We start from the raw sequence: 19,130 nt of genomic DNA on the forward strand, positions 1-19,130 counted from the left end.
GATGCTGCGCTTGATTCATAGGGGCCTGGCCCTTGCCGTCGTCCTGCCGCTGATGGTGCTTGTCCTAAGCGGCGCGGTGCTGTCGGTGATCCCGGCTTGGGAAAGAGCTGGGGCGATATCGCCAGACAGCATGAGCGTCGCCGACCTCGCCGGCCGGATCGCCCACAGATATCCTGGCGTCGAGCAGATCAAGCGACTGACCTCCGGCAAAATCATCGCCTTCTACTCCGGAACAGCCGGCCCGGCCGCGAGCGTGGTGGACCCTTCCAGCGGCAAGCCGGTTTCGGACTACGTGCGCTCCCCGTTCGAGCGCTGGATGACAAACCTGCACCGCTCGTTCTTTCTGAGCGATGGCGGACGCATGGCCGCAGGCGCGAGCGCATTCGCCATGCTTGTCCTGGCGCTGTCCGGTCTGCAGATGACGGCCCGGCGCATGGGAGCGTGGCGGCATGTTCTCGGCCGCTCCCGTGGCGGCGGCATGCAACGCCTGCATACCGATCTCGGTCGGCTGGCGGCCGTCGGGCTCGTGCTGTCGGCGATGACGGCGCTGTATCTGTCGCTCACGACGTTCGGACTGATCCCGGACGGCACGGCGCAGCTGTCCGCATTCCCGAGCGTGACAAGCAGCGGCCCGGCTCTTCCGGTCGAGCAAATCGAGGCTTTGCGTAGCATCGATCTTTCCCAACTGCGTGAATTGACGTTTCCCAACGCCGCGAATCCGAACGATCTCTTCCATCTGGTCACCGCTGCAGGCGAGGGCTACGTCGACCCGGCCAGCGGAGAGCTGCTGGGCTGGCAGGACAATTCGGTCGCCCGGCAGATCTACGAATTCATCTACATGCTACATACCGGGCAAGGGCTCTGGTGGCTTGGGTTGCTGCTCGGCGTCAGTGCCCTCGGTGTGCCGGTGCTCGGGTTGAGCGGAGCCGTGGTGTGGTCGAGCAGGAAGCACGCTCACGCTCCCATCAGCGACAACGTTCCTGCCAAAGATGCCGACACCGTGATCCTGGTCGGCAGTGAAAGCGGCAGCACATGGGGCTTCGCCTGCACGCTGCATGCCGCGCTGACGGCCAACGGGCACAGGGTTCACGTCGCTCCAATGGACAGCTTGTTGCGATCCTATCCGTCGACCCAGCGCATGTTCGTGCTGACGGCAACCTATGGCGACGGCGCAGCGCCGGCGACAGCCGGCGCATTCCTCAAACGCCTCGACGCGATCACCGCGCCACCGCCTTTTCCGGTCGCAGTCCTCGGCTTCGGTGATCGGCAATTCCCGCAATTCTGTCAATTCGCCCGCGACGTCGAGGCGGCCCTGGCGCGTAAAGGCTCGCGATCGTTGATGCCGCTGGACACGATCGACCGCCAGTCTGCGCAAGAGTTTGCGCGGTGGGGCAAGGCCCTGTCAAATGTCATGGGTGAGGACCTTGTGCTGATCCATGTGCCGGAGCGGCCGCGGACTCATATGCTAACGCTCATCGAACGCATCGATTACGGCGCGGAGGTGCAGGCGCCCACCTGCGTGCTGCGCTTCGCGCTGCCAGGACGCGGCATGTTCGCGCGCCTCATGGGGCATGGCTGGCCGCGCTTCGCCGCAGGCGACCTGATCGCGGTTCTGCCGCCAGACTGCAACTTGCCGCGCTACTATTCGTTGGCAAGTTCGACCCGTGATGGCTTCGTCGAGATCTGCGTCCGCAAGCATCCGGGCGGACTTTGCTCTGGTCTGCTTCACGGCCTTCAGCCGGGCGACAAGATCGAGGCCTTCGTGAAGGCAAATCCCGCTTTCCGTCCGGCACATGGACGAAAGCCGGTGATCCTGATCGGCGCTGGCACCGGCATAGGTCCGCTGGCAGGATTTGTTCGTGCCAACGGCGGGTGCCAGCCGATGCATCTCTATTTCGGCGGGCGCGATCCAGCCTCTGACTTTCTCTATGAGCGCGAAATCGATGGCTGGCTCGGTGAGAAACGATTGACGAGCCTCACCACTGCCTTCTCGCGCGTGAAGGGCGGCGGCTATGTGCAGGATCGCCTGCGCGGTGACGCGGATCGCCTGCGCGCGCTCATCACCAACGGAGCACAGATCATGGTCTGTGGCGGGCGCGACATGGCAGCGGACGTCATGCAGGCGGTGGCGGACGTATTGGCGCCCCTGGGTCTGACGCCTGTCGCACTCAAAGCCCAAGGGAGGTATGTTGAAGATGTCTACTGACCTGCACCGTCATGTATTGAGCGGCGCCACCATGGGAACGCGCTGGTCGGCGCTGCTCTATGCACCGCCGTCGACCAATCTTGCCGCGCTGGAAACCGCATTGGCTCACGCCGTCGATTGCGTCGACCATCAGATGTCCACATGGAAGCCGGACAGCGACCTGATGCGTTTCAATGCAGCGTCGCCGGGCACCTGGGAATCCTTGCCGATTGAACTCATGCGGGTCTTGGAGCGGGGAGTTGCAATCGGACGCGCCTCGGACGGAGCCTTTGACGTCGGGCTCGGAACTCTCGTCAATGCCTGGGGTTTCGGACCTCCCTGTTCGGCGCCAGACGCGCAAGCGTTTCGCGCGGCTCTTCGCGAGCGGCTGCCACCAACCCACACTGTTCTTGAACTGGATGTGCCGGAACGAAGGGCGCGCAAGCACAGCCACTTCGCCCTCGATCTTTCGGGTATCGCCAAGGGTTTCGCCGTGGACGAGATGATGCGCGTGGTCGAGTGCTTCGGCGTCTCCAACGCGCTGCTCGGTCTCGATGGAGAGTTGAAAGGGCGAGGCGCCAAGGCAGACGGATCCTCGTGGCGAGTAGCGGTGGAAGCGCCTGACTACGAACTGCGCGGTCCGCTCGGCGTGATCGAATTGCGTGATGCGGCGGTCGCGACCTCGGGCGACTATCGGCGCTGGGTCGATATCGGGCGAAAGCGCCTCTCTCACGCGATGGACCGATCGCGCGGCGGCCCGGTAGACAATGGAATTGCGTCGGTTTCAGTCGTTGCCGCCAGCTGCATGGATGCCGATGCTTGGGCCACTGCGCTCATGGTTCTCGGTCCGGAGCGAGGCAAGGCCCTGGCGCTGAAGCAAGGCCTCGATGCGCTGCTGATCCAGCGGCAAAACGAGACGTTCTCAGAGATTCCTGTCGGTCCCTTGTTCCATGAACCTCGGGGCGCGCGGCAGGAAATGAGCCGGCACGAACGAGTGCCGGCTTTCTGAAACGGCCGGACGGTGGCGCCGATGTCCCGCCACAAGGATCTCCCGGTGCGCATGGTGGCCATTGCGGGCGAGAGCTCAGGCCGGCCGCCATCTCCACGATGCCAAAGGGGGCCGTTTGATCGCGGGGCCAGTTGTCCCTTTCAAAATGCGTCGTTCATTTCAGCGATCCGCCAGGGCCTCGGCTCCGGCGGCGAGCTCGACGATCTCATTTGTTATCTCTTCCTGCCGGAGCTGCTGCTCACGCTGTCCAAGCGTGACGAGGCGGGTCCCGATGTTGTGCCGGGCTGCCGTCATCGTCATCATGCGTGCCTGGTTTTCGGCTTCATAGGAATGCATGGCTGCCTCGCAAAGCCGGGCATAGACATACTCGGCCGTGAGTCGTTCGAGCAATTCCCGCGGCTCGAGTGTTGTCAACGGCGGCAGAGTCTCGGAGTCACTGGCAAAGCGCGCAAGATCAAGTGGAAGCAGCGAGTAGCGTTCAATCTGGACGCCGACGCCGGAGATTGATCGCGGCACGATCATTTGAACGGTTGATGGCGTACCGCTTGCGATCTGCGCGTACAACGCGTCGGCGATGTTGTTCGCAAGTGAAGGAACAGCATCCACGTGGCTGGCCATCGGAGTCGACCAGGACGGGTTCAACCCACGCTCGCGGGCGATGACAAGGCCACGCGTTCCAATCAGGAATGTGGTTGCGTTTGCGAGATCGCCCCCTGCAGCGTTCAAAACACGTTCGCTGAATGCGCCGGCGAAGCCCTGTTCCGCACAAAAGAGGATCACGCCGGTTGTCGCTCTTCTTCTTTCCGGCAGATGTCGAAAATCTGCCGGCAGCAGCGTCAGGGCCTGTCCGATGGCCCGGGAAACGACAGCGCTGTAGGAATCGATGCCGTCAAGGAGGGAGCGTGCTCGCTGCGCGCGCGACGCGGCGATGCCGCGCAAGGCAGTGACCACGGCCTCCAGTTGACGGACGTTCTGGATTTGGGCGGAGATCTCAGCGAGCCGTTCCACCATCATTCAGATCCGATCGGCGCGCGGTCGGGCACACTTGGCGGCAAGCCCCGTGAGCGCCGCTGTCATGGCTGCTCTCTGCGGGTCATCGAGTTCGCCTGTCCGCTCGATGGCCGCCACGGCCTCCTTTGCCTCCTTGTCGATCCAGGACGAGAGTTCGGTGCGAAACCTTGCGATGTCGTCCAACGCCACGCGGTCAAGAATGCCGGTCTGCAGCGCCGTGACGAGCGCGACCTCGTCCGCCAAACGAACCGGCGAATATTGTGGCTGGGCCAGGATGCTCCGGATGTGTCGCCCGCGAGCGATCTTGTCCTTGACTTGGGTGTCGGTCACTCCGCCAAAGCGCGTGAACATTTCCAGTTCCAGAAATTGCGCGTAGTCGAGGCGCAGAGCGTGCGCGGCTTCGCGCAAGGCTGGAGCCTGAGTCTTTCCACCCACTCGGCTGACGCTTGTGCCGACATCGACGGCCGGCTTGTGACCTTCGTGGAAAAGACGCGCATCGAGAACGATCTGGCCGTCGGTAATCGATATCAGGTTGGTCGGAATGTAGGCGCTGAGATTCCCGCCATCGAGTTCAGCGATGGGCAGCGCGGTCAGCGAACCTCCCCCGGCCGCCTTGGAAAGCTTTGCCGCCCGCTCCAGCAGCCTGGCATGAACATAGAAGACGTCGCCGGGGTAGGCCTCGCGACCGGGCGGTTGGCGCGTCAGCAAGGCGATTTCCCGATGGGTGGCCGCATGTTTCGTCAGATCGTCGATGGCCACCAGCGCATGCTGGCCACGGTCGCGGAAGTATTCGGCGATGGTGAAAGCGGCGAAAGGGGCGATCCATTGCAGGCCGGGCGAAGCGGAAGCGCCGGCAACGACGAAAATGCATCGCTCGGGAGCGCCGTGTGCCTGTATCGCCTGTATCGCCCGCTTCACGGTCGACGACTTCTGACCGATAGCGACGTAGACACAAACGATGTCGCTGAACTTCTGATTGATGATGCAGTCGATCGCTATTGCCGTCTTGCCGATTGCGCGATCGCCGATAATGAGCTCGCGCTGGCCGCGGCCGAGCGCGAACATCGAATCCAGCACAAGAATTCCGGTCTGCAGGGGCTCGCTGACAAGGTCGCGATCGATGATCGACGGTGCCGGCCGTTCGATCGGCTCATATGCGCCCGACTCGATCGGTGCTCCGCCGTCCAGAGGACGCCCCAGCGGATCGATCGTCCGGCCGAGCAGAGAAGGTCCGACGGGGACGCGGACCACTTCGCCGCTGCCGTGCACCTGATGGCCCGCCTTGAGGCCTGTGGGGTCGTCGAGCAGGACGCATCCGAGCAGATCGCGGTCGAGCGTGGTGGCGTAGCCGACCTGTCCGTGCTCGAAGCGTACGAGCTCATCAAGACGCACATCGGGCAGGCCTGACACCAATGCGATCCCATCGGCAACGGATTCCACGCAGCCAATCTGCTCGGTTACCGGTGCAAGCGTCGCAGCATCAACGCGCGCCTCGGCTTCCCGTAGCCAGCTGTCGAGAGGGGCGATGGCCGTCATCGGTCCAGCTCTCTTCGAATGATCTCGAGGTCGGCCTGCCAGTTGTTGCGCACGACGATATTCCGGCCTCTGATTTCGAAACCAGCGATGAGCCTGGAATCGCACGAGAGACGTATCGGTGGCTCACTGCCGAACGCTGCGTGGATCGTCTCCCGCAAGCTGGCCGCCTGCTCGTCATCCAGTTTCGCCGCTGCGACGACGTCGAGCGGGTGAGCCGGATCCGATCCCGCAAGGCGATTGCGCGAGTCCACCGTCAGCCGGCCCAGTTCAGCACCAAGACCATCGAGAAAAGCGGAGAATGCAGCGCTTGCTGGAAGCCGTTCTAGTAGTCGGCGTGCAATCCGCACCGAGAGCTCGCTCGCTCGATCGAGCACAGCGTGCTGCATGGCGATGCGCTCTTTTTCGATCGCGACTGCCGCATCCTTTCGGTGCTGATCGAGCTCGCTCGACAGTTGGGCGAGCGCGGACGCTTTCTCCGCCTCCGCGTCCTTGCGGGCCTGTGCGAGCAAGCGATCGCGCTGCGCGTCGATCCCGGCGCGGAGTGTCGTTGCTTCGGCGCGAAGGTCCCCGGCCTCCTTTCGAGCCGCGTCGGCGTCCGCAAGGAGCTTAGCCGCCTCTTCTCGCCGTTTCGCTACGAGATCGGCGACCGGACGAAAGAAGAACCGGCCCAGGATCCAGATGAGGATGAGGACATTGACGGTCTGGAGCGCCAACGTCCACCAGTCGATATGCATATCGGCCTAATGGATGAAGGGGTTGGCGAACAACACGAGCAGCGCGATGACGAGACAGTAGATTGCCATGGTTTCGATCATGGCAAGACCGACGAAGAGGGTGCGCGAGATCGTCCCCGCCGCCTCGGGCTGCCGGGCGATGGCATCCATTGCTGCGGCGACCGCGCGACCTTCGCCAAGTGCCGGCCCAATCGCTCCAAAAGAGACCGCCATGGCCGCTGCAAAGATGCTGACAATCTCGATCCAGTTCATGATGACTTCCCTTTCGTGGGAGCGCGTCCCTCGTTCAACGCGCTGCCGATGAATACCATGGCGAGAACGGTGAAAATGTATGCCTGAACCGCGCCGGTCAGGAGATCGAGCGCCATGAGCGGAATAGGCACGAGTAGACCGGCAAGGGACAGAACAATGCCGACGACAAAAACACCGCTCATCACGTTTCCGAACAGGCGCACGATCAGCGAAAACGTTCGCGTGAACGTTTCGACGATGTTCAGGGGAACCATGATGAAGGTGGGCTCGGCGAAGGTCTTGAGATATCCGACCAGCCCCCGTGCCCGAACACCGAAGTAGAAGATGGCGACGAACACGATGAGCCCCAGCGCCGCATCTGTTTCAATGTGCGCAGTTGGCGGCTCGACACCGGGGATCAGCGAGCACCAATTTGCCGCCAGAATGAAGAGAAAGAGCGTACCGATCATCGGGACATATGGCGCCGGCGCCACGCGCATGGTCTCGTGGACTTGATTTTCGATGACGTCGACAACCGTCTCGACGATCGCCTGGGCAGCGGTGGGCCGCAGCGAGAGCGAGCGCGTGGCGAGCCAGCCACCCACGCCGAGGATGGCCATGAGCCCCCAGGTCACGACGACGGGCTCGGTGACTGCGACTGGCCCAATCGTGAACACGGCCTTTGCGGTCAGGGGTGAACCGATCATCGTCGCGTCTCCGGCCGAAGAAGTCCGTTTCGCGCGGTCAGGAGGCCGAGGGTCCCGGCAAGGAGGGGCATCGCTCCAAACGATTTGGTGACGAGCACCATGGCTCCACCTGTCGCAGCGAAACGAAGCAATTGCAGTCCGAGCGAAGAGAATGGCTGGCCACCGATGAGGAAGCGTACGTTCCATCGCAAGGAGGCGAAATGCAGCAGCCCCAGCAGGCCACCAGCACCAATCCAGCCAGCTGCCTCAGCAATGAAGAGATAGTCGTGCATGACGGCATGGCTCATTGCTGATGCATCCATCGCCAGGCCGACCAGCAGCCGGCCGCCACCCCGAGCAAAAGGAGCGGCGCGCTCCAGAAGATGCCTGTCCCGAGCCAACGGTCGATCCAGCGGCCGACGAACAGGCCAATCAGCGCAGGTGCGACGATGATCCAGCCGAGCACGCCGATCTGGCCGACAAATCGCACCACCGATGAGTCGCCATCGCTACGCCAAGACTCCCATCGCGCGCGTCGGTCGCGGACCGCCTTGGTCAATCCATCAGGAGTGGGATCGCCGTTCGGCTTCGAACCGACCATCACGAGCCGCCCTCCATCAAACTGCGCTTGTCGGGACGCAGGTAGTGGACGATCTGCCGGATGGCCTTCATCTGCAGTTGGAGATTCTCCGTTCGGGACGCGCGCTCGGTTTCGCTTCGTTTGCGAAATTCATCGAGCACGATCACTTCAAGGCGATCGAGATCGTCGCCGGCAATCGCCTCGCGTGTGGCGATGGCGATCTCGGCGCCGCCGGTCACGGAAAGCACGCCCCGCCGCACCGCACAGTAGCGTAGGCGCCTGTCGGCGCCTTGCCAACTGACCACCGAGATGTTCAGAGCAGTAAGAAGGTCGGCATGACCTGCGAGAATTCCAAAGCTGCCGCTGTCGTCCTCGGCGCGAACGCTCGAAACGTTTGCTTCGTCGATCACGATTGCAGTCGGTGTGGTGATCAGGAGCCTCATCTCGCCGGCTCCTCGGACTTTTCCTGAGGCTGCCTGGCCCTCGCGTCGTCGATGCCGCCGATCATATAGAACGAACTCTCTGTCCACTGATCGCAGTCACCGCCAAGGATCGCCTGACAGCCCTTGAGCGTCTCTGCCAGGGGAACCGAGCGGCCAGGCACACCCGTAAACGCCTCGGTCACGGAAAACGGTTGAGTGAGAAAACGCTGCAGGCGTCGGGCACGTGCAACAGCCAGCCGGTCCTGAGCGCTGAGCTCTTCGATTCCGAGCAGCGAGATGATGTCCTGAAGTTCTCGATAGTGTGCAATCGTCTCGCGCACCTCTTCGGCGATCCGATAGTGCTCGTCGCCAACCACAGTCGGATCAAGCAGGATGGAGGACGAGTTCAAGGGATCGACTGCGGGATACATGCCCTCGGCGGCCATCGTTCTCGACAGCACGATCATGCTGTCGAGATGACTTGAGATCGCGGTCACCGCCGGATCGGTGAAGTCGTCGGCCGGAACGTAGACCGCTTCGATGGCGGTCACCGAGACGCCCGAAACCGAGGCGATGCGTTCGTGCAACGCGGCGACTTCCGTGGCAAGGGTCGGCTGATAACCGACGCGCGACGGCAAGCGCCCGAGCAGGCCGGACACCTCGCTCCCGGCCTGCACGAACCGGAACACGTTGTCCATGAGAAGCAGAACGTTCTGACGCTTCGTGTCGCGGAAGTATTCGGCGATCGTCAGCGCCGTCAGCCCGACACGCCAGCGGGCACCCGGCGGCTCATTCATCTGGCCGTAAACCAGCACGCTGCGATCGAGCACCCCGGATCGGCGCATTTCCAACAGCAGCTCATGCCCCTCGCGGGAGCGCTCGCCGATCCCGGCAAACACGGAAATGCCCTGGTAACTCTGAACCATGGCGTGGATCAATTCCATCACCACCACGGTCTTGCCGACGCCGGCGCCGCCAAACATTGCGGCTTTACCACCCTGCGGAAGCGGCGCCAGAAGATCGATGACCTTGATGCCCGTTTCGAAGATCGCCGTGGCCGGGCTCCGTTCGCCGAGTGGCGGTGCGGAATTGTGAATCGGCGCGCGCGCCAGATCGTCGGGCAATGCGGGGCCGTTGTCCCGCGTGCGCCCGGTCACGTCGAGCAGGCGCCCGAGCACTGCGTCGCCGACGGGAACGCTGATCGGTCCACCTGTCGATTGCACCCGCGCACCCCGTTTCAGACCGGCAGTTGCCTGTAAGGCGACGCCGCGCACCGTCGTCTCGTCCAGGTGGGCCTGAACCTCAACGATCAGGATTTCGGGCAGGTCCCAATCCACCAGAAGCGCGTCGCCTAGCTTGGGGAGCTCGGCGGCGGGGAACTCCACGTCAACCACGGCGCCGCGGACCGCGAGTACCCGGCCTTCTGATTGTATAGAAAGCGCCATGGTGATCCGTCGGAAAATGTCAGTCTTGCACGTTGCTACCGCGCTGACGGCTCTCAGCCTTGATCAGAATCAACGAGCGACTCCCCCTTTCTTGGGCACACATGATCTTGATCGAACTGCGTCGAACAACGTCAGGGCGTACAACTAGAAGCATCATGACAGAGCTGACGAAGATTCCGATGCAATCAAATCCTGCCGTCAAACCGGCAGAACTCTCGATCACAATTAGCGGGTCCTAGGTTCGCCCACCAGACCTCACCCGGTTTCTCCAGGGATCGACGACCGGCCGAGCTCTTCCAGGGCCTGTCGCACCGACTGGACAAGGTCCAGCGCCACCGGCGAGGGGCTGCGCTGCGGCGGAAACACCGCGGCAAATTCGAAGTCGATGCGCGGCGCGAAGGGCCGCATCACCACGCCACGGCCGTCGAATTCGCGCGCGGTGAACGGATCGCAAATCGAGACGCCCAGTCCCGACGACACCATCCCGCACATGATTTCCGACAAGGTCGTCTCGACCCGCAGCACGCGCCTGACATCCTCGCGATGGAAGATCTGATCGATCAGATGCCGGCTGGTGGAGCCAGACGACAGCGAGATGAAGGTCTCCCCATCGAAGTCGCGCGGCACCAAGATCGTCTTCGCGCAAAGCCGGTGGCCTGCCGGGAGAACGGCGACGCGCGGCAGCGCCGGCAGCTTGATGCTCGGCAGCCCGGCATGGGCGATCGGCACCTCGGCAAAGCCGACGTCGCATTGCGCGTTCAGCACCCAGTCGATCACGATCGGCGAGATCACGCCGAAGAAGGCGAGGTTGAGGTTCGGGCGCTCCTGCAGGAAGTGGCCTGCGAGCCGCGGCAGATAGCCATTGGCAAGCGCGGGGAGCGCGGCAATGCGCAGCGTCCCGGTGCGCCGGCCACGGATCTCCTCAGCGGCCGCGGTGATGCGATCGAGCCCGACGAAGGAGCGCTCGACCTCCATGTAGAGCGCCGTCGCTGCCGCGGTCGGCACCAGGCCGGTGCCGCGCCGCTCGAACAGCTCCATCTTGAGCAGCGCCTGCAGGTCGCGCAGCAGCCGGCTGACCGCCGGCTGCGTCACCGCCATCAGCTTGGCTGCCTCGGTGACGCTGCCGCTCAGCATCATCGCCCGGAAGGCTTCGACCTGCCGCGAGTTGATCCGCGCCATACGTCCTTACATCCATAACATTTACGTATGAATAGGGTGCCATTATTCATTGGACGATCAAAGCCTCTGCTGCGATCTTTTTTGGCAGGGTGAGGGAAGGCTCGTTTTTTAGGCTCTTCAGCTCCGGGTTTCCTGGATCTGCGGATGCCATCGGGCAAGCCGATCTCCCTGGGGCGGTTTTTTTATACCGTCTCGTATCCAAGATGATGGAGATCGGTCCGATGAAGCACCCTAAACTCCTGATGGCGGTCAGCGTCGCCGTCCTGGCCTCGGCCTCGCAGGTCTGGGCTCAGCAGAAGACGCTCTATGTCGCCGGCTATGGCGGCTCGTTCGAGAAGACGATCCGCGAGGAGGTGATCCCGCCGTTCGAGCAGGCCAACGGCGTCAAGGTCGAATACGTCGCCGGCAACTCCACCGACACCCTCGCCAAGCTGCAGGCGCAGAAGGGCAACCAGCAGATCGACGTCGCGATCGTCGATGACGGCCCGATGTACCAGGCGATCCAACTCGGCTTCTGCGACAAGGTCACCGGAATGCCCGGCGATCTGCTCGAGGTCGCGCGCTTCAAGGACGACAAGGCGGTCGCCATCGGCCTCGTCGCCACCGGCCTGATGTACAACAAGAAGGTGTTTGCCGAGAAAGGCTGGGCCGCGCCGACGTCGTGGAACGATCTCAAGGATCCGAAATACAAGCAGCTGCTCGTCATCCCGCCGATCAACAACACCTACGGCCTCAACGTGCTCCTGATGCTGGCGAAGATGAACGGCGGCAGCGAGAGCAATGTCGATGCCGGTTTCAAGATCTTCAAGAATGACATCAATCCCAACGTGCTGGCCTACGAGCCGTCGCCCGGCAAGATGACCGAGCTGTTCCAATCGGGGCAGGCGGTCATCGCGGTGTGGGGCAGCGGTCGCGTGCAGAGCTTCGCCAACACCGGCTTTCCGGTCGATTTCGTCTATCCGAAGGAAGGCGCCGTGAGCCTGCTGACGACGGCGTGCCCGATCGCCAAGCCGTCGGTCTCGCCGCTGGCCTCGAGCTTCATCAAGCTGCTGCTCGATCCGAAGATCCAGCTCACGATGCTGAAGGAATATGGCTACGGCCCGGTCGTGAAGTCCGTCGTGGTCCCCGAGGGCGTCGGCGCGATGGCGCCGATCGGCGAGCGCGCCGCCAAGGTCTATGCGCCCGATTGGAGCGTGGTCAACGAGAAGCGCGAGGAATGGACCAAGCGCTGGAATCGCGAGGTCGAGCGCTAACCGGTTGCTTGTTGCGAGCCTCTCTCGTTGACGGCGGTGTTCTCCCTTCTCCGCAAGGGGAAGGGAAGTGCACCGTGCGCGGAGCGCCAGTATTCCTCGCCCATCTGGATCCAAAGCATGTCCCTCCTCGAGCTCGACCGCGTCGGCAAGTCCTTCGGCCCCAACACGGCCGTCGAAGAGTTCAGCCTCGGCGTCGCCAAGGGCGAGTTCATCTCGTTCCTCGGCCCCTCCGGCTGCGGCAAGACCACCACGTTGCAGATGATCGCGGGCTTCCTCGATCCCTCACATGGTGCGATCCGCCTCGAGGGCAGGGATCTCGTCGCGGTGCCACCGGCGAAGCGCGGCCTCGGCATCGTGTTCCAGAGCTACGCGCTGTTTCCTCACATGACCGCCGCCGAGAACGTCGCGTTCGGTCTGGAGATGCGCAAAGTCGCGCGCAAGGAACGCGAGGAGCGCGTACGATCGGCGCTCGCGCTGGTCGGCCTTGCCGGCTATGAGGACCGTCATCCTCGCCGCATGTCCGGCGGCCAGCAGCAGCGCGTGGCGCTCGCGCGCGCGCTGGTGATCCGGCCGAGCCTGCTGCTGCTCGATGAGCCCCTGTCCAATCTCGATGCGCGCCTGCGCGAGGACATGCAGATCGAGCTGCGCCAGATCCAGCGCGACCTCGGCACTACGACCATTCTCGTCACCCATGATCAGATCGAGGCGATGTCGCTGTCCGACCGCATCGTGGTGATGAGCAAGGGCAGGATCGAGCAGATCGGCACGCCGCAGCAGGTCTACGAGCAGCCGGCTTCCGCCTTCGTCGCGCAGTTTCTCGGCAAGACCAACGAGTTTGCCGCGATGGTGGATTGCGCCTCCGGGCAGGCCAGACTGGTCGCGGGATCGTGGAGCGTGCCGGCGCCGGCCGGCGTCGCCGGCTCCGTCGCCGTCAGCGTCCGGCCCGAGCGCATCGGCTTCGGCGACGCCGGTCTTGCGGGGCGCATCACGAGCCGCATCTTCCAGGGCAATCACTGGCTGTTCCAATGCGACACCGAATGCGGGCCGGCGATCGTGATCCGCCAGAATGACGGCCTGCCGCAGCCGGAGCAGGGCGCCGCGGTGCATCTCGTCTGGCAGGTCTCGGACATGAGCCTGCGCGCCGCGAAGGCCGCAGCATGAGCGCGACCATCGCGTCCAACCCGTCGGAGACGCGCGCCGGCCTGTCGCTGGCGCTGCCGGCCTTGATGCTGTTCCTGGGCGTCGTGGTGATCCCGCTGGCGATGACCGTGATGCTGTCGTTCCACGATTGGGGCCAGTACAAGGGCATCGAGCCGGTGTTCATCCTGAAGAACTGGCGCGAGATCGTGGACGATCCCTACTACGCTGAGATGTTCTGGCGCACCTTCCGCGTCGCGGTGCTGGCGACCTCGATCACGGCGGTGTTCGGCGTGCCGGAGGCCTACATCCTCAACCGCATGCAGGGGCCGTGGAAGGGCCTCTTCCTGCTGGTGATCATCGGCCCGCTGCTGATCTCGGTCGTCGCGCGCACCCTCGGCTGGGCACTCCTGTTCGGCGGCAACAACGGGCTTGCCAACAAGCTGCTGATGACGCTCGGCCTGATCGAGTCACCCATCAGGTTCATGTTCACCGAGACCGGCATGGTGATCGCGCTGGCGCATGCGATGATGCCGTTCATGGTGCTCGCGGTATGGACCGCGCTGCAGCGGCTCGATCCGCAGGTCGAGAACGCGGCGCTGTCGCTGGGTGCAAGCTCGCTGACGGTGGTCCGCCGCATCGTGCTGCCGCAGATCATGCCGGGCGTGCTGTCGGGCGCCATCATCGTATTCTCGCTGTCCGCAAGCGCGTTTGCGACGCCGGCGATCATCGGCGGCCGCCGGCTCAAGGTCGCGGCGACGCTCGCCTACGACGAATTCCTCAATACGCTGAACTGGCCGCTCGGCGCCGCGGTTGCCGTGCTGCTGCTGATCGCGCTCGTCCTGATCGTCGTCGGCTCCAACGCGCTGATCGAGCGCCGCTACCAGGAGGTGTTCCGATGAGCAGGAACGGCCCACTGGCGCTGATCTTCCATGCCGTCTTCGTCGTCTTCATGGTGGCGCCGATCGTCGTCGTGTGCTGGGTCGCGTTCACACCGGAAGGTTTCCTGTCGATCCCGATCACCAGCTTCTCGCTGCGCTGGTTCAGGGCGCTCGCCGACTATCCGGAATTCGTCCACGCCTTCGGCGTGAGCCTGTGGCTCGGCGCGCTGTCGTCGTGCGTGGCGCTCTTGTTCGCGGTGCCGGCGGCGCTGGCGATCAGCCGCTATCGCTTCCGCGGCCGTGACGCGCTGTCGGCGCTGTTCCTGTCACCCTTGATGATCCCGCACGTCGTGCTCGGCATCGCCTTCCTGCGCTTCTTCACCTCCGTCGGCATCGGCGGCACGTTCGTGGCGCTGGTGATCGCCCATGTCGTCGTGGTGTTTCCGTTCGCGCTGCGGCTGACGCTCGCGGCCGCGACCGGCATGGACCGGTCGATCGAGATGGCCGCGATCTCGCTCGGCGCCGACGGCTGGACCATGTTTCGCCGCGTCACCTTGCCCGCGATCCTGCCCGGCATCGTGAGCGGCTGGATGCTCGCCTTCATCCAGTCGTTCGACGATCTGACCATGACCGTGTTCCTGGCGACGCCCGGCACAGAGACCTTGCCGGTGCGCATGTTCCTCTACATCCAGGACAACATCGATCCGCTGGTGACGTCGGTGTCGGCAAGCGTCATCGCCGTCACCATGACCGTCCTGATCCTGCTCGATCGCTTCTACGGGCTCGACCGCGTGCTGACCGCCAAAGGCGGCGACGCCGGACGATAGGAGACCTTATGACGAAAGACTATGACGTCGCCGTCGTCGGCGGCGGCCTGCTCGGCTCTGCGATTGCCTGGGGATTGGGCCGGCTCGGCCAGCGCGTCGCGGTGCTCGACGAGGGCGATATCGCCAAGCGTGCCTCGCGCGCCAACTTCGCGCTGGTCTGGGTGCAGAGCAAGGGCCTGGGCATGCCGGCCTACACCGGCTGGACGGTGCGCGGCTCCAAGGCGTGGCCGAAGCTCGCCGAAGAGCTGAAGGCGCAGACCGGGCTCGACGTGGTGCTGCAGCAGAACGGCGGCTTTCATCTCACCCTCGGCGAGGCCGAGTACGAGCAGCGCACCCAGCTCGTCGCGCGCATGCACAACCAGGTCGGCGCCGCCGACTATCAGATGGAGATGCTGCCGGCGTCCGAGGTGAAGAAGATGCTGCCGCTGATCGGCCCGGAGGTCTCCGGCGGCAGCTTCTGTCCCTATGACGGTCATGTGAATTCGCTGCGCACCTTCCGCGCCCTGCACGCCGGCATGAGGCAGTTCGGCGTCGACTATCTGCCGGAGCGCGCGGTCGGTGCGATCGCGCGGGACGGCAATGAGTTCAGGCTGACGACGGCGCAAGGCGAGATCCGCGCGACCAAGGTCGTGCTCGCGGCAGGAAATGCCAACCAGACCCTGGCGCCGATGGTCGGGCTGTCCGCGCCGATGGGGCCGACGCGCGGCCAGATCGTCGTGACCGAGCGCACGATGCCGTTCCTGCCGCATCCGCTGACCACGATCCGCCAGACAGACGAGGGCACGGTGATGATCGGCGACAGCAAGGAGGACGAGCTCGACGACCGCGTGCAGAACTTTTCCGTAAACGCGGTCATGGCCGATCGCGCCCAGCGCACCTTCCCGCATCTGGCGCGCCTCAACGTCGTCAGAAGCTGGACCGGCATCCGCGTGATGCCGAAGGACGGCTTTCCGATCTACGAGCAGTCGGAGATCCACCCGGGCGCCTTCGTCGCCTGCTGCCATTCCGGCGTGACGCTCGCGGCGAACCACGCCTTCGACATCGCGCGCATGGTCAAGGACGGCGCGCTGGAGCCGGAGCTGGTCGGCGCGTTCACAGCCCGCCGCTTCGACAGCGAAGCGGGAGCGGGCGGCAGTGGCTACTACTGAGAGATGACGGCGCAGGGCGCCATGGAGACGATGATGTTCAAACGAACTGAGGGTGATGCGAGGGGATCGGTGACGATCCATGTCGAGGGCCAGCCGATTGCCGCGCGCGAGGGTGACTCCGTGTCGGCGGCGCTGCTCGCCTCCGGCCTCGACGTCCGGCGCGCCACTGCGGTGAGCGGCGCAAGGCGCCTGCCTTATTGCATGATGGGCGTGTGCTTCGACTGCCTCGTCACCATCGATGGCGTCGGCAACCGGCAAGGCTGTCTCGTGCCGGTCGCCGAGGGCATGCAGATCGAGATCCAGAAGGGCAAGCGGGAGATCGGCAAATGAGCGCGGCGCCGAAGCATGATGAATATGACGTCGTGGTGATCGGCGCCGGTCCTGCCGGGCTGGCCGCGACGGCCGCGACCGCCGGCGCCGGCCTGTCGACCTTGCTGCTCGACGAGAATGCGGGCCCGGGCGGGCAGGTCTGGCGCGCGATCCATGCGACGCCGGTGAAGCGCGAGGCGCTGCTCGGCACCGACTATTGGTCGGGCGCCGAGATCGCGAAAGCCGCGGAGACCAGCGGCGCCGAGATCATCCCTCGCGCCACGGTGTGGAGCCTCGATCGCAATCTCGAACTCGGTGTTTCCATCGGCGGCGGTTCGGCCTTCATCAAGGCGAGGCGAGTCATCATCGCGACCGGGGCGCAGGAGCGGCCGTTCCCGATTCCCGGCTGGACCCTGCCGGGCGTGATGACGGCGGGCGCAGCGCAGACGATGCTGAAATCGTCCGGGCTGGTGCCGGACGGTCCGACGGTGATCGCGGGACAGGGGCCGCTGCTGTGGCTGCTCGCCGCCCAGATCCTGCGGCTCGGAGGCCGCATCGACCGCGTGCTCGATACCACGCCGCGCGCCAACTACATGGCGGCGCTGCCGCATGCCTTCGCGTTCATGACCTCGCCCTATTTCTTGAAGGGTCTGGCGATGGTGCGGGAGGTCACGGCCAAGGTGCAGGTGATCAAGGGCGTCACTGAATTGTCCGCAAGCGGCGACGGCAAGCTCGCTTCCGTCACTTACGCCGCAGGTGGCCAGCGCGAGACGCTGCCGGCCGAGCTGCTGCTGCTGCATCAGGGCGTGGTGCCCAACGTCAACCTGGCGATGGCGGCCGGTGTCGAGCATCGCTGGAACGAGCTGCAGCTCTGCTGGACACCCGTGCTGGACGCTGACGGTAACAGCTCCATTCCCGGCATCGCCATTGCCGGGGATGGCGCCGGGATCGGCGGCGCGCAGGCGGCGCTGTGGCGGGGCCGTATCGCGGCAGCAAGCGCCATCAAGGCGCTGCGGCCCCAGGCACAGGTTCTGGACCATTCAGCGCAGTTGAAACGTGCCGAGCGCGCTCGCGCCTTCCTCGACGTTCTATTCCAGCCGGCAAAGCAGTTCCGTATTCCTCAAGGCGACACCATCGTGTGCCGCTGCGAGGAGATCACCGCCAGAGATGTGCTCGACTCCGTCGCGATCGGCGCCACCGGACCGAACCAGCTCAAGGCCTATCGCCGTACCGGCATGGGGCCGTGCCAGGGCCGGCTGTGTGGCCTCACGGTCACCGAGCTGATGGCGCAGGCGCGCGGCAAGACCCCGCAGGAGATCGGCTACTACCGGCTGCGCGCGCCGGTGAAGCCGATCATGCTGTCCGAGCTCGCAGGCCTGCCGAAGACCGAAGAGGCGACCAAGGCCGTGGTGCGCGGATGACGGTGAAGACGGATGCCATCATCGTGGGTGGCGGCATCCACGGCTGCTCCACCGCGCTGCATCTGTGTCTCGCCGGGCTGAAGCCGGTGCTGATCGAGAAGGATTATGCCGGCCGCCACGCCTCCGGTGTCAACGCCGGCGGCGTGCGGCAGCTCGCGCGCGACGTCGCGGAGATTCCGCTGTCGATCCGCTCGATGGGCATCTGGGAGACCATCAGCGACCTCGTCGACGATGATTGCGGTTTCGAGAGTTTTGGCCAGGTGCTGGTCGCCGAGAACGATTCGGAGCTCGACGCCTGCCGCGTCCGCGTCGCCGATCTCAACGCACGCGGCTTCAGCCATGAGGAGCTGATCGACGGCTCGGAATTGCGTCGCCTCGTGCCTGCCGTGGCGGAGAGCTGTCCGGGCGGCGTTGTATCTCGCCGGGACGGCGCGGCGCAGCCTGCGCGCACCACGACGGCGTTCCGCCGCAAGGCGGAGCAGCTCGGCGCGCTCATTCGCGAGGGCGTGGCTGCGGCGAACATCCGCAAGGACGGCAAGCTCTGGCTTGTCGACGTCGGCTCCGAGACGTTTGCCGCCCCGGTGCTGGTCAACGCCGCCGGCGCCTGGGCCGGACGGATCGCCGCGCAATTCGGCGAGCCGGTGCCGGTCGAGACCATCGCGCCGATGCTGATGATCACCTCGCCGGTGGCTCACTTCATCGATCCCGTCGTCATCCTGCGCGGCCGCAAGCTGTCGTTCAAGCAGTTCCCCAACGGCACGGTGTTGATCGGCGGTGGACACCTCGCCATCCCCGATCAGGACCGCAACGAGACCGTGCTCGACTGGCGCAAGCTGTCGGAGAGCGCGCGCACCGTCGCGGAGCTGTTCGCTGTCATGCGCAGCGCGACCATCGTGCGCGCCTGGGCCGGCATCGAGGCACGCATGCGCGACGACATTCCGGTGTTCGGGCCGAGCGCCGTTCACGACGGGCTGTATCACCAGTTCGGCTTCTCCGCGCACGGCTTCCAGCTCGGCCCCGGCGCCGGCGCCGTGATGGCCGAGCTGATCGCCCATGGCGGCACGCAGACGCGCATCGGCGGTCTCAGCATCGCGCGCTTTCAGACGTCCACTCTTTCATCAACGACATGAGGACAT

20 protein-coding genes are annotated in these 19,130 nt (G+C 64.7%); 10 read left to right on the top strand and 10 right to left on the bottom strand.

Going from position 1 to position 19,130, the window contains the following annotated elements; genetic code table 11:
* Position 1 precedes the first annotated feature (1 nt).
* Positions 2 to 2,206 carry a PepSY domain-containing protein gene (locus ACQR1H_RS07675; RefSeq protein ID WP_434907368.1) on the top strand — a complete coding sequence of 735 codons (2,205 nt, stop codon included), beginning with the start codon at positions 2 to 4 and terminating at the stop codon, positions 2,204 to 2,206.
* The gene (locus ACQR1H_RS07680) at positions 2,187 to 3,194 is read left to right on the top strand and encodes an FAD:protein FMN transferase (protein WP_434907369.1); all 1,008 of its coding nucleotides are present in this window, start codon (positions 2,187 to 2,189) and stop codon (positions 3,192 to 3,194) included. Before ACQR1H_RS07675 ends, ACQR1H_RS07680 begins: the two co-directional genes overlap by 20 nt.
* 159 nt (positions 3,195 to 3,353) lie before the next feature.
* On the opposite strand, the gene ACQR1H_RS07685 is transcribed toward ACQR1H_RS07680, so the two are convergent.
* The 10 genes from ACQR1H_RS07685 to ACQR1H_RS07730 all read right to left on the bottom strand — a co-directional run bounded on the left by ACQR1H_RS07685 (position 3,354) and on the right by ACQR1H_RS07730 (position 11,018).
* On the bottom strand, positions 3,354 to 4,205 hold the full coding sequence (locus ACQR1H_RS07685; RefSeq protein ID WP_434848129.1) for a F0F1 ATP synthase subunit gamma: 852 nt from the start codon (positions 4,203 to 4,205) through the stop codon (positions 3,354 to 3,356).
* A gap of 3 nt (positions 4,206 to 4,208) precedes the next feature.
* Positions 4,209 to 5,741 (bottom strand): F0F1 ATP synthase subunit alpha, encoded by a 1,533-nt coding sequence (locus tag ACQR1H_RS07690; RefSeq protein WP_315803757.1) that lies wholly within the window; start codon positions 5,739 to 5,741, stop codon positions 4,209 to 4,211.
* Positions 5,738 to 6,454, bottom strand: coding sequence for an ATP synthase F0 subunit B (locus ACQR1H_RS07695; protein ID WP_315803756.1), 717 nt, complete (start codon positions 6,452 to 6,454; stop codon positions 5,738 to 5,740). Before ACQR1H_RS07695 ends, ACQR1H_RS07690 begins: the two co-directional genes overlap by 4 nt.
* Positions 6,455 to 6,481: 27 nt before the next feature.
* Complete coding sequence (locus tag ACQR1H_RS07700) at positions 6,482 to 6,727, bottom strand: F0F1 ATP synthase subunit C (RefSeq protein WP_315803755.1); 246 nt, start codon at positions 6,725 to 6,727, stop codon at positions 6,482 to 6,484.
* Complete coding sequence (locus tag ACQR1H_RS07705) at positions 6,724 to 7,410, bottom strand: F0F1 ATP synthase subunit A (protein WP_434907387.1); 687 nt, start codon at positions 7,408 to 7,410, stop codon at positions 6,724 to 6,726. The genes ACQR1H_RS07700 and ACQR1H_RS07705 overlap by 4 nt, the downstream gene beginning before the upstream one ends.
* Positions 7,410 to 7,700 (bottom strand): N-ATPase subunit AtpR, encoded by a 291-nt coding sequence (locus ACQR1H_RS07710; protein ID WP_315803753.1) that lies wholly within the window; start codon positions 7,698 to 7,700, stop codon positions 7,410 to 7,412. Before ACQR1H_RS07710 ends, ACQR1H_RS07705 begins: the two co-directional genes overlap by 1 nt.
* Positions 7,697 to 7,993 (bottom strand): AtpZ/AtpI family protein, encoded by a 297-nt coding sequence (locus tag ACQR1H_RS07715; protein WP_316217026.1) that lies wholly within the window; start codon positions 7,991 to 7,993, stop codon positions 7,697 to 7,699. The genes ACQR1H_RS07710 and ACQR1H_RS07715 overlap by 4 nt, the downstream gene beginning before the upstream one ends.
* On the bottom strand, positions 7,993 to 8,415 hold the full coding sequence (locus ACQR1H_RS07720; protein ID WP_316179884.1) for a F0F1 ATP synthase subunit epsilon: 423 nt from the start codon (positions 8,413 to 8,415) through the stop codon (positions 7,993 to 7,995). The genes ACQR1H_RS07715 and ACQR1H_RS07720 overlap by 1 nt, the downstream gene beginning before the upstream one ends.
* On the bottom strand, positions 8,412 to 9,839 hold the full coding sequence (atpD, locus tag ACQR1H_RS07725) for a F0F1 ATP synthase subunit beta (protein WP_434907370.1): 1,428 nt from the start codon (positions 9,837 to 9,839) through the stop codon (positions 8,412 to 8,414). Before atpD ends, ACQR1H_RS07720 begins: the two co-directional genes overlap by 4 nt.
* A 255-nt stretch (positions 9,840 to 10,094) precedes the next feature.
* Positions 10,095 to 11,018, bottom strand: coding sequence for a LysR substrate-binding domain-containing protein (locus ACQR1H_RS07730; protein WP_316179886.1), 924 nt, complete (start codon positions 11,016 to 11,018; stop codon positions 10,095 to 10,097).
* A 221-nt stretch (positions 11,019 to 11,239) separates the two neighbouring features.
* Here ACQR1H_RS07730 and ACQR1H_RS07735 point away from each other — a divergent pair, with 221 nt between their 5' ends.
* From ACQR1H_RS07735 to ACQR1H_RS07770, 8 genes are all read left to right on the top strand, one after another.
* A complete protein-coding gene (locus ACQR1H_RS07735) occupies positions 11,240 to 12,271 on the top strand; it encodes an ABC transporter substrate-binding protein (protein ID WP_434907371.1) in 1,032 nt (343 codons plus the stop codon).
* 117 nt (positions 12,272 to 12,388) lie between these two features.
* Positions 12,389 to 13,432, top strand: a complete 1,044-nt coding sequence (locus tag ACQR1H_RS07740; protein WP_316179887.1) for an ABC transporter ATP-binding protein — start codon at positions 12,389 to 12,391, stop codon at positions 13,430 to 13,432.
* Positions 13,429 to 14,310, top strand: a complete 882-nt coding sequence (locus ACQR1H_RS07745; RefSeq protein ID WP_316179888.1) for an ABC transporter permease — start codon at positions 13,429 to 13,431, stop codon at positions 14,308 to 14,310. The genes ACQR1H_RS07740 and ACQR1H_RS07745 overlap by 4 nt, the downstream gene beginning before the upstream one ends.
* Positions 14,307 to 15,116: an ABC transporter permease gene (locus ACQR1H_RS07750; RefSeq protein ID WP_315803746.1), complete on the top strand. Its 810-nt coding sequence runs from the start codon at positions 14,307 to 14,309 to the stop codon at positions 15,114 to 15,116. The genes ACQR1H_RS07745 and ACQR1H_RS07750 overlap by 4 nt, the downstream gene beginning before the upstream one ends.
* 8 nt (positions 15,117 to 15,124) lie before the next feature.
* A complete protein-coding gene (locus tag ACQR1H_RS07755; protein WP_316179889.1) occupies positions 15,125 to 16,264 on the top strand; it encodes an NAD(P)/FAD-dependent oxidoreductase in 1,140 nt (379 codons plus the stop codon).
* A 33-nt stretch (positions 16,265 to 16,297) separates the two neighbouring features.
* Entirely contained in the window at positions 16,298 to 16,594 is a 297-nt protein-coding gene (locus tag ACQR1H_RS07760) for a (2Fe-2S)-binding protein (protein WP_315803744.1), read from the top strand.
* Positions 16,591 to 17,994, top strand: coding sequence for an NAD(P)/FAD-dependent oxidoreductase (locus ACQR1H_RS07765; protein ID WP_316179890.1), 1,404 nt, complete (start codon positions 16,591 to 16,593; stop codon positions 17,992 to 17,994). The genes ACQR1H_RS07760 and ACQR1H_RS07765 overlap by 4 nt, the downstream gene beginning before the upstream one ends.
* A complete protein-coding gene (locus ACQR1H_RS07770) occupies positions 17,991 to 19,124 on the top strand; it encodes an NAD(P)/FAD-dependent oxidoreductase (RefSeq protein ID WP_316179891.1) in 1,134 nt (377 codons plus the stop codon). The genes ACQR1H_RS07765 and ACQR1H_RS07770 overlap by 4 nt, the downstream gene beginning before the upstream one ends.
* Positions 19,125 to 19,130: the final 6 nt, after the last annotated feature.

The sequence above is a fragment of the Bradyrhizobium sp. HKCCYLRH2015 genome (genome assembly GCF_051168215.1).
In the GTDB taxonomy this organism is placed as follows: domain Bacteria; phylum Pseudomonadota; class Alphaproteobacteria; order Rhizobiales; family Xanthobacteraceae; genus Bradyrhizobium.

Excerpts from the sequence above, each read along its gene's own strand:
- ACQR1H_RS07770 (WP_316179891.1), top strand. The coding sequence starts at position 17,991 with ATGACGGTGAAGACGGATGCCATCATCGTGGGTGGCGGCATCCACGGC.
- ACQR1H_RS07745 (WP_316179888.1), top strand. The coding sequence starts at position 13,429 with ATGAGCGCGACCATCGCGTCCAACCCGTCGGAGACGCGCGCCGGCCTG.
- ACQR1H_RS07750 (WP_315803746.1), top strand. The coding sequence starts at position 14,307 with ATGAGCAGGAACGGCCCACTGGCGCTGATCTTCCATGCCGTCTTCGTC.
- ACQR1H_RS07700 (WP_315803755.1), bottom strand. The coding sequence starts at position 6,727 with ATGAACTGGATCGAGATTGTCAGCATCTTTGCAGCGGCCATGGCGGTC.
- ACQR1H_RS07730 (WP_316179886.1), bottom strand. The coding sequence starts at position 11,018 with ATGGCGCGGATCAACTCGCGGCAGGTCGAAGCCTTCCGGGCGATGATG.
- ACQR1H_RS07760 (WP_315803744.1), top strand. The coding sequence starts at position 16,298 with ATGTTCAAACGAACTGAGGGTGATGCGAGGGGATCGGTGACGATCCAT.
- ACQR1H_RS07755 (WP_316179889.1), top strand. The coding sequence starts at position 15,125 with ATGACGAAAGACTATGACGTCGCCGTCGTCGGCGGCGGCCTGCTCGGC.
- ACQR1H_RS07735 (WP_434907371.1), top strand. The coding sequence starts at position 11,240 with ATGAAGCACCCTAAACTCCTGATGGCGGTCAGCGTCGCCGTCCTGGCC.
- ACQR1H_RS07680 (WP_434907369.1), top strand. The coding sequence starts at position 2,187 with ATGTTGAAGATGTCTACTGACCTGCACCGTCATGTATTGAGCGGCGCC.
- ACQR1H_RS07765 (WP_316179890.1), top strand. The coding sequence starts at position 16,591 with ATGAGCGCGGCGCCGAAGCATGATGAATATGACGTCGTGGTGATCGGC.
- ACQR1H_RS07740 (WP_316179887.1), top strand. The coding sequence starts at position 12,389 with ATGTCCCTCCTCGAGCTCGACCGCGTCGGCAAGTCCTTCGGCCCCAAC.
- ACQR1H_RS07685 (WP_434848129.1), bottom strand. The coding sequence starts at position 4,205 with ATGGTGGAACGGCTCGCTGAGATCTCCGCCCAAATCCAGAACGTCCGT.
- ACQR1H_RS07710 (WP_315803753.1), bottom strand. The coding sequence starts at position 7,700 with ATGAGCCATGCCGTCATGCACGACTATCTCTTCATTGCTGAGGCAGCT.
- ACQR1H_RS07675 (WP_434907368.1), top strand. The coding sequence starts at position 2 with ATGCTGCGCTTGATTCATAGGGGCCTGGCCCTTGCCGTCGTCCTGCCG.
- atpD (WP_434907370.1), bottom strand. The coding sequence starts at position 9,839 with ATGGCGCTTTCTATACAATCAGAAGGCCGGGTACTCGCGGTCCGCGGC.
- ACQR1H_RS07690 (WP_315803757.1), bottom strand. The coding sequence starts at position 5,741 with ATGACGGCCATCGCCCCTCTCGACAGCTGGCTACGGGAAGCCGAGGCG.
- ACQR1H_RS07715 (WP_316217026.1), bottom strand. The coding sequence starts at position 7,993 with ATGGTCGGTTCGAAGCCGAACGGCGATCCCACTCCTGATGGATTGACC.
- ACQR1H_RS07720 (WP_316179884.1), bottom strand. The coding sequence starts at position 8,415 with ATGAGGCTCCTGATCACCACACCGACTGCAATCGTGATCGACGAAGCA.